Source organism: Prevotella sp. S7-1-8, from assembly GCF_000758925.1.
In the GTDB taxonomy this organism is placed as follows: domain Bacteria; phylum Bacteroidota; class Bacteroidia; order Bacteroidales; family Bacteroidaceae; genus Prevotella.
This window is the reverse complement of the sequence record NZ_JRNC01000051.1, coordinates 19099-34123: the sequence shown is the minus strand read 5'-3', so window position 1 is coordinate 34123 and position 15025 is coordinate 19099. Positions and strand designations below refer to the sequence as shown.

Sequence of the window (15025 nt, the reverse complement as noted above, 5' to 3'; positions counted from 1 at the left end):
CACGACTTTTCACCATTTATTACCTACTTTTGTACCACAAATGAAGACACGGCTTCTCGTCATATTTACGCTTTTCGTCATGGTTTTTTCCATGGCAAACAGCGACGTGTCCGGATTTTTTAATAAAAATATCAATTCCGTCAACGACGACACGACGAAAGTCAAACTTGCCCCCGACGATCATCCCACGTTAAAAGACTCCGCCATCACGGAGGGCAACGCGGACGCCAAAACCGATACCACCATGATGGATTCGCTCCAGCTTGCCATTTACCATCACAACAAGATGGTGGACGATTCCATCAGGTTGGACTCCCTTAACAAAAAGAAAAAGAGTGGCATAGACGCCCCCGTTAAATACGAGGCGCAAGACTCTTTGGTATATGAGGCCAAATCAAACACTGCCCATCTTTACGGCACGGCCGAGGTGAGTTATGAAAACATGAACCTCAAAAGCGATAAAATATACATGAGTCTGGACAGCAGTTTGGTGCGCGCAACGGGCAGCGCGGACTCAACGCAGAAGGCTGGCATCAAGGGACGTCCGATCTTCACTATGGGACAGGACAAGTATGACACCGACACCATGGCGTTCAACTTTAAGAGTAAGAAGGGCATTGTGCGCAATGCGTATACCCAACAAGAAGACGGTTATCTTGTCAGTAAGGTGTCAAAGCGTAATGACAAGGGCGAGCTTTTCCTTGCTCACGGCCGCTACACCACTTGCGACAGGGAGCACCCAGACTTCTATATAGCCCTGTCGAGAGCTAAAGTGCGCCCAGGCAAGGATGTGATTTTTGGCCCGGCGTATCTTGTGGTGGCAGACGTCCCATTGCCTTTGGCCATCCCTTATGGTTTTTTCCCATTCACCAAAAGCTATTCCAGCGGCTTTATCATGCCTTCCTATGGCGACGAAAATAATCGCGGTTTCTATCTCCGCGACGGAGGCTACTACTTCGCTGTCAGTGACAAATGGGACTTGAAATTGCTTGGCGAAATTTACACCAAGGGGTCGTGGGGCATCTCCGCTGCCAGCAACTATCGCAAACGCTACAAGTACAGCGGGTCGTTTTTTGCCGCTTACCAAGACACCAAGACCGGAGACAAGGGCATGCCGGACTTCCAGGAGCAAGAGAGCTTCAAGCTGCAATGGAGCCATCGGCAAGACTCCAAGGCCAACCCATTCAGCTCTTTGTCGGCGAGCGTCAACTTTGCCACGTCAAGCTACGAACGAAACAATCTCACGAGCATGTACAATCCGCAAGCCATGACCCAAACCACGCGCACCTCTTCGGTAAGCTGGAGCACCACTTTCTCAAGCATAGGACTCTCGTTGAGCACCTCGGCCAACCTCTCGCAAGACATGCAAAACTCCACCATATCTCTAACTTTGCCAGACGTCAATGTTTCTGTCAGCCGTTTTTACCCATTCAGGCGCAAGCGCAGGGTGGGCGAGGAACGCTGGTACGAGAAAATATCCATGAGCTATACCGGACAGATGAGCAACTCTATCCAAACCAAGGAAAACCTATTGCTCCACTCCAATATCGTGAAAGATTGGCACAATGGCATGCAACATGACATCCCTATCAACGCGTCTTTCACGCTTTTCAAATTTATAAATGTCACGCCCTCATTTAATTTTACTGACCGAATGACCATGTCCAAGGTGGAAAAGTCGTGGAATCAAGCCACCCAAACTGAGGTGGCGGATACCACTTACGGTTTTCACAACATCTATAACTGGAACATGAGCGTTTCGGCCAGCACCAAATTATATGGATTTTACATTCCAAACCGAAAAATTTTCGGTGAAAAGATTCAAGCCATCCGACATGTGTTCACGCCACAAGTGAGCTTTAGCTACGCGCCTGATTTTGGCTCGGCGCGCTATGGTTATTACCAGACCTACCAAAAAACAGACCGTGACGGAAACGTCTCGTTGGTGGAATACTCTCCTTATTCCACGGGTCTTTACGGGCCTCCGGGCAAAGGACGTACTGGAAGTGTGTCTTGGGACGTGAGCAACAACATAGAGATGAAGGTCAAAAGCGACAAAGATTCCACTGGCTTCAAGAAAATAAGCTTGATAGATGAGCTTGGCGCCTCTATGTCATACAATATGGCTGCGCGCCGCCAACCATGGAGTGACTTGTCCATGCGTATAAGGTTGAAGTGGTGGAAAAATTATACTTTCAACCTCAACGCTGTGTTCGCCACATACGCTTACGAGCTTGACGAGAACGGCAAACCATACGTCGGTGATCGAACGGAGTGGGGATGTGGCCGTTTCGGACGCTTTCAAGGCATGTCACAAAATATATCTTATACGCTCAATCCCGAGAAAATAAAAAAACTTTTCAGTGGCAAGGACGAGGAGAAAGACGATGACAAGAACCATGACGACGAGGATATTGACACAAATATTGAGAGCAACATAGACGATGCGATGGAAAAAGGCAGGCGTGGAGCTGACAAAAAACAAAACGGCGGCAAGGCCTCCACGGACGATGACGGCTACTTGCCCTTTTCCATGCCGTGGTCATTGACTTTTGGCTATGGCATCACGATGCGCGAGGACCGTGGTGGAAGGTTCAACAAGAAGAGCATGAGATATCCGTACAAATTCACCCAGACACTTAATGTGAGCGGAAATCTGCGTATCAGCGACGGTTGGAATATAAGTTTCTCCAGTGGTTATGATTTCGAAAACAAGCAAATATCCATGACAACGGCCTCATTGCAACGCGACCTTCATTGTTTCAACATGAGTTGCTCCGTAGTGTTGGCACCATACACAAGCTACAATTTCTCCTTCAGAGCCAATGCGGCAACGTTGACAGATGCGTTGAAATATGACAAGCGGAGTGGTTATAGCAACGCCGTGCAATGGTATTAAAAGGTATGTTTGAAACGAAGTTTATATTTCTATAGAAACTATAAACGTCTCTTGCGATTTTCTTTCATAACCCGGTGACAAGGCCATCCCGTCACCGTGATAGCGCAAGTTTTTCCCGAATGGATAGGATTGGGTCCATACGAGAGGCTTGGGCGTCATTCGGATGGCGCTTGCCTACTTTGCAACAAGTCTGTATGGTCGGCAAAATATTTCCATAGTGGCGCGATCATCATGGCCTGCGCGAACTGCCCCTGCCGCAACATCTCAAGCGTTTCACGCTTGCTTTTGAGAAACACTTCTATATCTTCTGTCTCATCCCAATGACGATTGGTGGTCGGTATGACATTTTTAGCCACGAAGCAGTGGCAAAGATTGGTCATTGTGCTGGGGTTGGGCGCGACCGCCATTAGCTCAGACCACGTGCCGCCCGTATACCCTGTCTCTTCCAGCAACTCGCGCTTGGCGCCATCTAATGGTGTCTCGCCTTTTTCCACGCATCCAGCGACAATCTCCGTCGAGACGATGCCAAGCGCATGACGATATTGCCGTTCCAATATCAATTCGCCCGATTGCGTCACAGCCACGACATTAACCCATGTGGGATACTCCAGTACATAGTATTCGTCAAAAACCTTGCCGTTGGGCAATTGAACTTTGTCTCGGCGTGCCGTGAGCCACGGTCTATGTATGATATACTTGCTATCAAGTTTTTTCCACGCCATCTCCTCGTCGCGTCTCTGTCTCATATCATGTGGGTTTTCAATTCGCTTTTTTGTTTATTTAATTTACAACCCAAGCCCATGGCTCCTTTGTCTCACCGCCTCATACATCAGTATGGCCGCGCTCACCGACACATTGAGAGAGTCGAGATGTCCCAACATGGGGATGCGGATATGGGCGTTGGCGGCTTGTCTCCAAGCGTTTGTAAGTCCCGTAGCCTCAGTGCCCATGACGATGGCGGTGGGCTGGCGCATGTCGGTGTTGTAATAGAGCGCGGAATCTTGCAGTTGGGCGGTTAGTATTTGGATGCCGTGCGACCTCAAGAAGTCAATACACTCCTCGGTGCCGCATGCCAACGTGGGCACCGTGAAGACCGCGCCTACGCTGCCGCGTATCAGGTTGGGGTTGAAAAGATCTGTGAGAGGGTCGCATACGATGACCGCGTCCACCCCCGAGGCGTCTGCGCTTCGGAGCACGGCGCCAAGGTTTCCCGGTTTCTCCACGCTTTCCAGCACCACCAAAAAAGGATTCTCGGGCAGTTTGAGGTCGTCCAGGGACTTGTCTTTTGCTCGCATCTCTGCCATCAATCCCTCCGTGGTGCCCCGGTAAGCCATCTTCTCATACACTTTTTTTGAAACGTCATAGATGGGCGCGTCCGGTGCGAGCGTTTTAATTTTCCGCGCGTCGGGGTTCGACCCCAAAATGTCTTGGCAACGAAACAAGCACTCCACCTCATAGCCCGCGCGGATGCAATGCAGCAACTCGCGCACGCCCTCAACCACAAACAGCCCACTCTTTTTGCGTTCAACCGATTTTTGTTGCAAGGCCATGAGTCGCTTAACTCTCTGGTTTTGCGCGCTTGTGATAATATTCTCGAATGTCATTTGTATGATGGTAATTCTATAATCGCAGGGGCATGGATTGTTTTCTCATGCCCTCAAAAACAAACGCTCCCCACGCCACACTGATATCGGGGTGTGAGGAGGCTCATGGTTTAACCTCGGATAGCTTTCATGCGTCTTGCCGCGAGTTGTCGAGAGATGAAGCCTTCGAATTTGACAACGAAAGGGGAAATGGTCTCCTCCTTAGTCATTAAACGTTCCTGTGATCTCGCAAATCTTCGTGATAACCTGCATAGCCTTTTCCATCACTTGGATAGAAACAAACTCATATGGTCCGTGAAAGTTCACGCCGCCAGCGAAAATGTTGGGACAGGGCAACCCTTTGAAACTTAGCTGCGCGCCGTCTGTGCCGCCGCGAATGGGCTTCACTTTTGGCGTCACGCCTGTTTCTTGCATGGCCTTGAGCACAATGTCAATGACATACATGTCAGGATCTATTTTCTCCTTCATGTTATAATATTGATCGCGCGTTTCCACCACGACCGTATCCTCTCCGTATTTCTCGTTCATCCGCTTGGCGACACTCTCGACAAAGGCCTTCCGCCTTTCGAATTTCTTGCGGTCATGGTCGCGAATGATATAGCTTAACAACGCTTCCTCGCACCTCGTCTCCATGTTGGTGAGATGATAGAAGCCTTCATAGCCCTCGGTGTTCTCGGGTATGTCCGTGTCTGGGATATAGCCGTTAAACTCGCATGCCAACCTGCTGGCGTTTATCATCTTGCCTTTGGCATAACCCGTGTGTACGCTCACGCCCTTGATGGTGACTTTGGCAGCCGCGGCGTTGAAGTTTTCATATTCCAAGTTGCCTATGTCTCCACCGTCCATGGTGTATGCCCATTGGCATCCGAAACGCTCCACATCAAAGTGGTGAGCGCCCATGCCAATCTCCTCGTCAGGGTTGAAAGCCACTCTAATATCACCATGTTTAATTTCGTCGTGGTCGCGCAGGTAACACATGGCCTGTACTATCTCCGCTATACCAGCTTTGTCATCGGCTCCCAGCAGCGTCGTGCCGTCAGTCACAATGATATCTTCTCCTTTGTGCTCTAACAGTTCCGGGAATTTCTTGGGTGATGAAATAATACCCGGCGACAGCTCAATGTCGCCGCCGTCATAATTCTTTATGACGCGTGCCTTGACGTTGGCGCCGCTTGCGTCGAGCGCGGTGTCGTAGTGAGCGATAAAGCCAATGGTCGGCGCCTCTTTCTTAATGTTGGAAGGAAGTGTGGCATAGATATAGCCCATCCCGTCCATTTCTATGTCTTTCAACCCTTCGGCATGAAGTTCTTCTTTCAGGTATTTCGCGAAGATGAGTTGCTTGGCTGTGCTGGGTGTTGTGTCGGAGCCTTCCGCCGACTGTGTGTCGAACTTAGTATAATTAATAAATCGTTCGGTGATATCCATGTCTATAAAGAAAAAAGGTTTTGAAGTCGTGCTTCATGGTGACTCCGGCGGGACTCAAACCCGCGACACCAAGAACCGGAATCTTGTGCTCTATTCAACTGAGCTACGGAGCCTTTAAACGAATTAGATGCAAAAGTAGCAATTATTTTGGAAAGTGCAAAGGCTATGGTTAAAAAAGTAAGAAATATTTTTTCAAAGCCACATGTCCATTGGTCAAGCTGTCTTGGTGCGAGCCGTTGGTTTCAAGGTGTATCGAAAAAAGGAACAACCATGACATTTTGAAAAAGATTTCGTGGGTGTCGCAAACTTCATGCAATTTATCCTTGAACTCGTGCGGAAAGATAAATGCAGCGTCAAAATGGATTGTTGCGTGTGCGACGAATGCCATTCGCGCCGATGAGGAATTGGATAAGCTGCGTTCGCCCTATGTGGGTGGGTGGGGCTTGGAGTCCGTGGTCACCGTGCGAGTACGCGCGCTTGCATACCTTGGGCGCGCGGTGGGGTGCGGTGGGGCAATGGAACGACATTTCCGGGCAAGTAGAGTGCCGGCATGCCCGCCTCGGCTCGAAAATGTTTTGCCCGACGAATGGTGACGTTGGAAAATAAAAAAAACATGTCGAATTATTATTACATCGGGTTTGGTTTACATGAATTTATTGTAAAAAGCAGATTGTGTTCCTGTAAATTGGGGAAATGGGCATGCTCTTGCAATTGGCTAAAAGACAACATATTATGATAATGTCATTTTGCTTTCGTTTAAAATGACAACCTATTTGTTTGGCGATTAAGTATTGATCGCGTTTCGATCAGGTATCAAACGACAGCCGAATGGCGTCCAAACGACACGCCTTTAAGCATTGGCGGCGTTGCCATTCGTGCCTAATGACAGGAGGTCCATGGCTCGCTCGGCGTGGTTTGACGCCAAGATGGCTTCGGGACAAGCGTAAAATGGCCAAACGTATCAGTTATGGAGCGATAAATAAATGGTATAAATACTTACAAAATTTGTTTTCGCAAGTCCGCTGTATAGATGTCGCTCAAAAGGCAAGCGGCGTAACGATCTTTATTGCTTGGCAATCTTTTTGAAGGTCGTGCCGCCACGCGGATAAAAGCGTCGCTAAGTTTTGAAGACAGAATTTAGGCCAATTCGAGGCCTAAGTTCTGTCTGAGTTTTTCTATGGCAGGATTTTTTTTGCGCATGTTGTCAAAAATTTCACGCTTGGTATAAGCCCTGCTTGAACCATTATTTTTAGTCAATTGCAAGTTGATTGAGATGGCATTGTTACCCAGATTTTTTTTCATCGTGGCGGTGATGTTGCCTATTATCTCCTTTACCTGTCCATAAAGTATCTCATTGTCAATGGTCACCTCTATGGCAGGGTAATCCACTATATGGGGCGTGATGTTTTTAAGGCGCGACGCCAAACCTACCAAATGGTGGGGCATACGGTTGCACATCAGTGTCCATTGCATGCCAAGCTCGTCATCGGTGAACTTCTTGATGTTGGTGGGGATGACCTTTTCATCCGTCTTCTTAACGTCCACATAGTTGGGTGACGGCGTGCCATGTCTCAGATGGTCAAACGTCATGCCAATGTTTTTGAGCTTTATTCGAGGCGCTGTGCCCTTTGATGGTGAGGGGGTCGCGGCGGCGTGGCGTGGCTCCGACGCGGTCAAGCCGCTTGTGGCGCGTTCCGCCGCGACGGTTTCGTATGATTGTTGGTTCGCTTTGGCAGACTTCCCGGCCACCGCCACCTGTCGAGACGGTTGAGGTTGGGAAGTCTTTAGGTTTTTGAACAGGATTTTCAAGCACTTGGGGCTACGCCCCGCGCCTGCGTCATCGTCTTCGTCAGATTGGGTGAGCTGGGCCACGCGAATGAGCGTCAGCTCTGCCAAGAGCCGTTTGTTGCTACTCTGCCGATAGTTCACGTCGCACTCGTTCAATATCTTCAGAGCTTGGAATAAGAAGCGCGTGCTACATTTGCCGGCCTGCTCTTGGTATTTTTGTCGTTGTCGCTCGCTCACCTCCAAAAGTGAAAGCGTGCGTTTGTCGGTGGCCATCATCACGTTGCGAATGTGCGAGGATAGCCCGTTGACAAGGTGCCCCGGATCAAATCCCTTGGCTATGATGCCATTGAGCGTTAGCATAATGTCACTTACTCGGTTTGCCAATGCAAGGTCGACAATCTTGAAATAATTTTCAGAGTCGAGCATGTTTAGGTCCTCAAGCACTCGCTCGTAGGTGATGTTGCCTTGGCAAAAGCTGGCCACTTGGTCAAAGATGGACAGGGCGTCGCGCATGCCTCCGTCTGCCTTCTCGGCGATAACACGCAATGCCTCTTCCTCGCAACTGATGTTCTCTCGCGCCGCCACCATCTTCAAGTGATCAGTGATTTTAGGTACGGTCATGCGCTCAAAGTCATAAATCTGGCACCTTGAGAGAATGGTGGGCAGCACTTTGTGCTTCTCAGTGGTGGCGAGAATGAAGATGACGTGCGCAGGCGGCTCCTCGAGCGTTTTGAGAAAAGCATTGAAAGCCGAAGTGGAAAGCATGTGCACCTCGTCTATGATAAATACCTTGTACTTGCCTCCCTGCGGTGGAATTTGCGTCTGTTCCATCAACGTCTTGATGTTTTCCACCGAATTGTTGCTGGCGGCGTCAAGCTCAAAGATGTTCAACGATCGGCCCTCATTGAACGATTTGCAGCTCTCGCACGTGTCGCAAGCCTCGCCATCCGCCGTGATGTGCTCGCAGTTGATGGTCTTGGCAAATATACGGGCGCATGTGGTCTTGCCCACTCCTCGTGGACCGCAAAACAAATAGGCGTGCGCCAGCTTGCCCCCCATGACGGCGTTTTTTAGCGTCGTGGTCAGGGCGTCTTGCCCAACCACGGAGCCAAAAGACGCGGGGCGGTATTTCCTGGCCGATACAATATAGTTGTCCATAGCGTAATGACAGATAGTTAATTGTTGCAAAGTTAGCTTTAATTGGGTGGAAAGCCAAACAAATATAATGTTTTCTTTTGTCTTTTGCCGCTTTTGCGTTATCTTTGCAGCAAAGATTATGAATGGCAAATGAGCGGCAAACTTACCAATTTGTGGAATATGTTGTCACAATATAAATATGTGATAACTTTTGTTGTGGGCGTGGCTCTTGTGGGATTCATTGACGATAACAGTTTCTTGCGGCGTGTGCAATATGACATGCAGATTGGCAAGATGAGGGACGAGATACGCAAATACAACCTGCAGAACGAGAAAGCCACGCAAGCGCTTGACGAGTTGAGGCGCAACCCAAAAGCCATACGCAAGATCGCTCGCGAACGCTATTTCATGAAAGCGGACGACGAGGACATATATGTGCTGAGCACGGACCAGCAGGCCGCGGACGAGGCGATAGAAAAAGCGAACAATATAGATGAAACAGCTCAATAGAACGCAAAGTGCGATATTTCTTTTAGGTGGCGCCCTGATGGTGATTGGCGCCGGAAGTTTCTCCATGATGTGGCATCAGCCCATATTCTGCTGGGTGTTCTTGGTGGGCGCCCTGTTGTTTGCCGCCATGCAAACAACGCAGGCTTACGAGGGTGGCGATATAACTTTAAGGCGACTGAAACGCGTCCAGGGCTTGGCCGGCTTGATGTTCGTGTTGGCCGGAATGTTGATGGCGGACAACGCGTACGGGTTTTTCCGCCCCCTGTTCGCCAACATGGTGGACTATTGCAACTATGTGTTTAACAAATGGGTGGCGCTGCTGCTCATAGCGGTGGTCTTGGAGGTTTATTCCGTGCACAGGATAGACCGCGAACTATCAAAAAAAAGCTAAAAAGATGAGATATAATCTTTAAATAGCATAATTTTTTTTTTTGCGTCGTCAATACATGTTACCTTTGTGTTACTTGAAGAAATTATGGTCTATGAATAAAATACTTTACGCGGTAATTAGCATACTGACCTTTACATCATGCGCGGACACTTTTAACATAGCGGGATCGTCAAATGTATCCACGCTTGACGGCCAAAAGCTGTATTTGAAAGTTTACAAGGGCTCCACGCTGAAAAAAATAGATTCGTGTGATGTGGTGCATGGGCAGTTTCAGTTTCAGGGCGCTATAGACTCCGTGCGTATTGCCAACATCTTTTTGGATGAAAACGTAGGCCTGCCCGTGGTGCTTGAGGGCGGGGATATCGTGGTGATGATAGACAACACGCAAGAAAGCGTCACCGGCACACCGCTCAACGACAAGCTGTCTGATTTCCGTCAAAAATTCACCCAGCTCATGAACCAAAGCAATGACTTGGTCCACAAGCATGACCAGGCCATTATGAACGGTAGTGACATGAGCGCGGTCAACGCGAAATTGGCGGCTGAAGACGAAGTCATCAACCAGAGAACAGACAAACTTGTCACTAATTTTGTCGTGGATAATTTCGACAATGTGCTTGGTCCTTATGTGTTCATCAACACTTGTATGAGCCGTTACGATGTGCCTATGCTCGACGCGTGGATAGAGGATATCATGAGCAAGGCCACGGAAAAATTCAAGAACAATCCCCAAGTGAAGGCGTATTACGAAGCCGCGCAGCAGAATCAGAATATCATGAATGGCATGCAAGACGCCCCGCGCCATGAGCCGTCTGCCGTTGTGGCGCCGCCCGCTGACGGCCCAACTCCCAACCAGTTGGCCTCTCCGAAATAATCATTGGCAAATGGAGCGGGCGAATTGCCAGCGTGATGATTGATGGCATGCGCGCCCAAAGAGAGACGAGCGCGCGACGTTTGCGGCAAAATGACGGTAGACACCTATTTATATTAAGCTTTATTTTTCCCTGCTATGAGAACTATTATTGTTGGCGGTCGCGTTGTCAACGAGGGCAAAACCTTTGAGGCTACCATCATTGTTGACGACGACCGTATCACGGATATTATAGAGGGGCAACATGTATCCCGCGACACGGGCGATAAAGTGGTCAATGCCGAGGGTTGTTTTGTATTGCCAGGAATCATTGATGAGCATGTGCATTTTAGAGAGCCTGGCCTTACTTCCAAGGCGAACATGGAGAGCGAGTCGCGCGCGGCGGCAGTGGGAGGGATCACGTCGTTTCTTGACATGCCTAACACCGTCCCGCAAACGACAACCCCCGAGGCCCTGGACGAAAAGATAGCGATGGCTGCCGACCGTAGTCATGTGAACTATGGTTTTTTCTTTGGCGCCACCAAGGACAACGCGCGGACGTTCTCCCAGCTTGACAGGACGCGTTTCCCGGGCGTGAAACTCTTTATGGGCGCGTCCACGGGAAACATGCTCGTGGATCGGAGGGATGCTTTGGAAAAAATCTTCAAGACATGCGCCGATTTGCAATTGCCGCTCATGACACATTGCGAGGACACTGCCATGATTACCGCGAACATGGCCAAGGCCAAACAACAATATGGCGACGACCCTGATATCGCGCTCCACTCGCTTATACGTTCGGCCCAATCATGCTATACGAGCACTTCATTGGCTGTGGCATTGGCTCGTCATTACGGCACGCGTTTGCATGTGGCGCATGTTTCCACGGCACGAGAGCTTGAACTGTTTGGCAAGCCAACTGTAGAAAACGAGTTGCCCGCGATCACTGGCGAAGCTGTCATCGCCCACCTATGGTTTTCAGAACGCGACTATAAAACGAAAGGTGCGCTCATCAAGTGCAATCCTTCCATAAAACGAGAGGAGGATAGGGCAGCTCTGCGCGAGGCCCTTGCTGTTGGGCAAATCAGTGCCATCGGCACCGATCATGCGCCGCATGCGTTGGCAGACAAGCAGGGAGGATGCGCCAAGGCGGCCTCGGGCATGCCAACGATACAGTTCTCTTTGGTTACCATGCTCACCTTGGTCGACGAGGGTGTGCTCTCCTTGGAGCGGCTCGTACAGCTCATGGCACACAATCCGGCGCGTTTGTTTTCGATAAACAAGCGTGGATTTTTGCGACGAGGATATAAGGCAGACATCACCATTGTAAAGCGATGTGACCCATGGACGGTGTCAACGGGTATGATAGAAAGTAAGTGTGGTTGGTCCCCACTGCTTGGACAGACATACCAATGGAAAGTAGTGCACACATTTTGCAATGGTCGGCATATCTTTGATCATGGCATTTTGGACCGGAACTACTATGGAGAAGCCCTGCGGTTCAGATTTAACGAGAATGATAAAAAATAATGTTTATCAACTGGTTAGCACATATTCTTGATAGGAAAAATAATCGATGCCATTCATTTCGGATAACATCGAATAGCCATCAAGGCTTGTTTGAGAAATCAATCGCGTCGAAAACACAGTTTAATAACGTTTAAATCACGAACCCTTGGTAGCCCGAATTTTCTACTTTCTCCTTTTTATTATTATACTACCGGATCTTTATTTTGAAGTCCGCTATATCCGGTCCGTTCGCCGATATTGCTGGTGGAAACGATTATTGTGGTGGCTTCCTACCATCGGCATCATCGTATATACCATCTATTTAGACCATATTCGCAACTTTATACCTGATAATATGGCCATCATTGACATTTATCTGTTAATTCTTGGCCTGTTAGTGGTACCAAAAATACTATTCATCTTGTCTATCTTGCTTGGGCAAGGGGTGGTTCGCTTGCGTCATGGCGGTCGCAATTGGGGGTATTCATTGGGGGCTGTTTTAGTGTTTTTTTGTTGGTATGTTATCATTTATGGGGCTACCATTGGAGTGCGTAAGCTCCGCGTAGAACATGTGGAGCTCTACTTTAACGATCTTCCTGAAGCGTTTGACGGTTATAAGCTCGTGCATTTCACCGATGCGCATGTAGGATCATTTAATGGCAATCGCCGGCAGATTTTGCGCGGAGTCGTTGACAGTATCAACGCACAACGTCCTGATTTGATAACTTTCACTGGTGATTTACAGAATATTAAGCCTTGCGAGATACGCTCGGCATACCCCATTTTGGCAAAATTGCGTGCTAAGGACGGCATCTATTCCGTATTGGGAAACCATGATTACAGCGAGTATGTGCACTTGAACGCGGCAGAGGAGGCTGCCAATTGTCAAGAGGTTATTGCTCTTGAGCGGCAACTTGGCTGGCGACTGTTGCTCAACGAGCATGCCATCATCCGTCACGGCAACGACTCGTTGGTGATTGCGGGCGAGGAAAACCTCGAGAAGCCGGCTCGGGCCGATTTCCCTAAAACTATGCGTGGAGTGGCGCGTGGCGCTTTTGTAGTTATGTTGCAGCATAATCCAAAGGCATGGGAGAGGTACATAATGCCGTCTGGCCGCATCCAACTCACCCTAAGTGGGCATGTTCATGGTGGGCAAATAGCTTTCTTCGGGTTTCGTCCATCATCTATAATATATAAGCATGACTACGGTCTATTTCGCGAAAATGGCAAGGCTATGTTTGTCTCCGCAGGCGTTGGTGGCCTCATTCCCTTTCGTTTTGGGATGTCGCCGGAAGTCGTGTTAATAACCTTACATCGATTGAACAAATGAAATATCTGTATCGACTCTATCAAGTTCTCGTATTCCTGCCCATCTTTTTGGTCATCACAGTACTCACCGCTATGTTCACGGTGGTGGGTTGTTTCATAGGCGATGGCCATTTTTGGGGCTATTATCCTGGCAAAGTTTGGTCTTGGCTCATCCTGCGTTTGCTGTTCTTGCCCGTCAAGGTGGAGGGTAGGGAGCTTCTTGAGAAAGGGCAATCATACGTTTTTGTGGCCAATCACCAAGGCATGTTCGATATTTTTTTGATCTACGGTTACCTTGATCGCAACTTCAAATGGATGATGAAGAAGTCGTTGCGCAATCTCCCTTTCATTGGGATAGCATGCCAAGCCGCCCATCATATCTTTGTGGATCGAACCAGCAAGTCGGCTATTAGGCGTACCTACGACGAAGCGCGGGACACGCTTCGCGATGAAATGTCGTTGGTGGTGTTTCCTGAGGGCGCTCGCACTTTCACCGGGCACATGGGGCTTTTCCGCCGTGGAGCTTTCTCATTGGCCGATGAGTTGCGGTTGCCGGTGTGCCCACTCACCATCAACGGCTCGTTCTTGGTGATGCCTCGCACGCGCGATTATCATTGGATAAATTGGCAACCACTCACCCTTACCATTCACAAACCCATTATGCCCCAAGGCCAAGGCCGCGACAACATAGACTATCTGAAAGGAGAGAGCTATCGCACGGTGATGAGTGGACTTACGAAAGAATTTCAAGATTATGCAGAAAATCCTGACCAATAAAAATGCCATTAAATAATAATATTACCATTTTATTTTATAATTTTGCACTAAACGCAAATGCAACACTACTATGAAAGCAAGTGATTCGATAGTTATTATTCCAACATATAACGAGAAGGAGAACATAGAAAAGATCATCAGGGCGGTCTTTTCCTTGGAAAAGAGTTTTGATATTCTTGTTGTTGATGACGGCAGCCCGGACGGAACGGCGCAAATAGTGCGCGAGCTTATGGCCTCCGAGTTTGCCGATCGACTGTTCATCGTCGAGCGTTCGGGCAAGCAAGGGCTGGGAACAGCCTATATAGCCGGCTTCAAATGGGCGCTTGAGCGCCATTACGGCTATGTCATAGAGATGGACGCCGACTTCAGTCACAATCCCGGCGATCTTCCTCGGCTCTACGCGGCCTGCCACGACGATGGCGCCGACGTGTCGGTTGGCTCTCGCTACGTGACGGGCGTGAACGTCGTGAATTGGCCCATGGGACGCATCTTGATGAGCTATTTCGCCTCCCAGTATGTCAGGATAGTGACCGGAATACCCATCCACGACACCACGGCGGGCTTTGTTTGTTATCGGCGCGAGGTACTCGAGACCCTTGAGCTTGACAAAATTCGTTTCAAGGGCTACGCTTTCCAGATAGAAATGAAGTATACGGCCTACAAGATAGGGTTCAAGATAAAAGAAGTGTCGGTCGTCTTCGTCAACCGACAAGAGGGCACCAGCAAGATGAACGGCAGCATCTTCAGCGAGGCTTTTTTTGGCGTAATGCGTCTGCGACTGGATGGCTGGCTAAGGCAATACCCTAAGCGTAAGCCCTAAACATGCA

Annotated in this window: 13 protein-coding genes and 1 tRNA gene; 9 read left to right on the top strand and 5 right to left on the bottom strand. The window is 49.1% G+C overall.

Annotated features, from left to right (window positions below; all coding sequences use genetic code 11):
* Positions 1-40: 40 nt before the first annotated feature.
* Positions 41-2899 carry a putative LPS assembly protein LptD gene (locus HMPREF1640_RS08735; protein WP_036893955.1) on the top strand — a complete coding sequence of 953 codons (2859 nt, stop codon included), beginning with the start codon at positions 41-43 and terminating at the stop codon, positions 2897-2899.
* A gap of 155 nt (positions 2900-3054) precedes the next feature.
* Here HMPREF1640_RS08735 and HMPREF1640_RS08730 read toward each other — a convergent pair whose 3' ends face one another.
* The 4 genes from HMPREF1640_RS08730 to HMPREF1640_RS08715 form a co-directional block, all read right to left on the bottom strand.
* Positions 3055-3645, bottom strand: coding sequence for an NUDIX hydrolase (locus tag HMPREF1640_RS08730; RefSeq protein WP_036893953.1), 591 nt, complete (start codon positions 3643-3645; stop codon positions 3055-3057).
* A 39-nt stretch (positions 3646-3684) separates the two neighbouring features.
* Positions 3685-4503 carry an RNA methyltransferase gene (locus HMPREF1640_RS08725; RefSeq protein WP_036893952.1) on the bottom strand — a complete coding sequence of 273 codons (819 nt, stop codon included), beginning with the start codon at positions 4501-4503 and terminating at the stop codon, positions 3685-3687.
* A 201-nt stretch (positions 4504-4704) separates the two neighbouring features.
* On the bottom strand, positions 4705-5928 hold the full coding sequence (pepT, locus tag HMPREF1640_RS08720) for a peptidase T (protein ID WP_036893951.1): 1224 nt from the start codon (positions 5926-5928) through the stop codon (positions 4705-4707).
* 36 nt (positions 5929-5964) lie between these two features.
* Positions 5965-6041, bottom strand: a tRNA-Arg gene (locus HMPREF1640_RS08715).
* Between the two features lie 165 nt (positions 6042-6206).
* On the opposite strand from HMPREF1640_RS08715, the gene HMPREF1640_RS13290 reads away from it, so the two are divergent.
* Positions 6207-6521 carry a hypothetical protein gene (locus HMPREF1640_RS13290; protein ID WP_231565873.1) on the top strand — a complete coding sequence of 105 codons (315 nt, stop codon included), beginning with the start codon at positions 6207-6209 and terminating at the stop codon, positions 6519-6521.
* A 544-nt stretch (positions 6522-7065) separates the two neighbouring features.
* Here the strand turns inward: HMPREF1640_RS13290 and HMPREF1640_RS08705 are convergent.
* On the bottom strand, positions 7066-8874 hold the full coding sequence (locus HMPREF1640_RS08705; protein WP_036893947.1) for a DNA polymerase III subunit gamma/tau: 1809 nt from the start codon (positions 8872-8874) through the stop codon (positions 7066-7068).
* Positions 8875-9003: 129 nt separating this feature from the next.
* Here HMPREF1640_RS08705 and HMPREF1640_RS08700 point away from each other — a divergent pair, with 129 nt between their 5' ends.
* From HMPREF1640_RS08700 to HMPREF1640_RS08670, 7 genes are all read left to right on the top strand, one after another.
* Entirely contained in the window at positions 9004-9363 is a 360-nt protein-coding gene (locus HMPREF1640_RS08700) for a septum formation initiator family protein (protein ID WP_036893974.1), read from the top strand.
* A complete protein-coding gene (locus HMPREF1640_RS08695; RefSeq protein ID WP_036893946.1) occupies positions 9347-9754 on the top strand; it encodes a hypothetical protein in 408 nt (135 codons plus the stop codon). Before HMPREF1640_RS08700 ends, HMPREF1640_RS08695 begins: the two co-directional genes overlap by 17 nt.
* Before the next feature lie 91 nt (positions 9755-9845).
* Positions 9846-10628, top strand: a complete 783-nt coding sequence (locus HMPREF1640_RS08690) for a DUF4369 domain-containing protein (RefSeq protein WP_036893945.1) — start codon at positions 9846-9848, stop codon at positions 10626-10628.
* Between the two features lie 135 nt (positions 10629-10763).
* A complete protein-coding gene (locus HMPREF1640_RS08685) occupies positions 10764-12134 on the top strand; it encodes a dihydroorotase (RefSeq protein WP_036893943.1) in 1371 nt (456 codons plus the stop codon).
* A gap of 256 nt (positions 12135-12390) precedes the next feature.
* Positions 12391-13443 (top strand): metallophosphoesterase, encoded by a 1053-nt coding sequence (locus HMPREF1640_RS08680; RefSeq protein WP_369699828.1) that lies wholly within the window; start codon positions 12391-12393, stop codon positions 13441-13443.
* The gene (locus HMPREF1640_RS08675) at positions 13440-14198 is read left to right on the top strand and encodes a 1-acyl-sn-glycerol-3-phosphate acyltransferase (RefSeq protein ID WP_036893941.1); all 759 of its coding nucleotides are present in this window, start codon (positions 13440-13442) and stop codon (positions 14196-14198) included. The genes HMPREF1640_RS08680 and HMPREF1640_RS08675 overlap by 4 nt, the downstream gene beginning before the upstream one ends.
* 70 nt (positions 14199-14268) lie before the next feature.
* Positions 14269-15018: a polyprenol monophosphomannose synthase gene (locus tag HMPREF1640_RS08670; protein WP_036893940.1), complete on the top strand. Its 750-nt coding sequence runs from the start codon at positions 14269-14271 to the stop codon at positions 15016-15018.
* The last annotated feature ends 7 nt before the right edge of the window (positions 15019-15025 follow it).

Coding starts and splice junctions, on each gene's coding strand:
- HMPREF1640_RS08735 (WP_036893955.1), top strand. CDS start 41: ATGAAGACACGGCTTCTCGTCATATTTACGCTTTTCGTCATGGTTTTT.
- HMPREF1640_RS08730 (WP_036893953.1), bottom strand. CDS start 3,645: ATGAGACAGAGACGCGACGAGGAGATGGCGTGGAAAAAACTTGATAGC.
- HMPREF1640_RS08725 (WP_036893952.1), bottom strand. CDS start 4,503: ATGACATTCGAGAATATTATCACAAGCGCGCAAAACCAGAGAGTTAAG.
- pepT (WP_036893951.1), bottom strand. CDS start 5,928: ATGGATATCACCGAACGATTTATTAATTATACTAAGTTCGACACACAG.
- HMPREF1640_RS08705 (WP_036893947.1), bottom strand. CDS start 8,874: ATGGACAACTATATTGTATCGGCCAGGAAATACCGCCCCGCGTCTTTT.
- HMPREF1640_RS08700 (WP_036893974.1), top strand. CDS start 9,004: ATGAGCGGCAAACTTACCAATTTGTGGAATATGTTGTCACAATATAAA.
- HMPREF1640_RS08695 (WP_036893946.1), top strand. CDS start 9,347: ATGAAACAGCTCAATAGAACGCAAAGTGCGATATTTCTTTTAGGTGGC.
- HMPREF1640_RS08690 (WP_036893945.1), top strand. CDS start 9,846: ATGAATAAAATACTTTACGCGGTAATTAGCATACTGACCTTTACATCA.
- HMPREF1640_RS08685 (WP_036893943.1), top strand. CDS start 10,764: ATGAGAACTATTATTGTTGGCGGTCGCGTTGTCAACGAGGGCAAAACC.
- HMPREF1640_RS08675 (WP_036893941.1), top strand. CDS start 13,440: ATGAAATATCTGTATCGACTCTATCAAGTTCTCGTATTCCTGCCCATC.
- HMPREF1640_RS08670 (WP_036893940.1), top strand. CDS start 14,269: ATGAAAGCAAGTGATTCGATAGTTATTATTCCAACATATAACGAGAAG.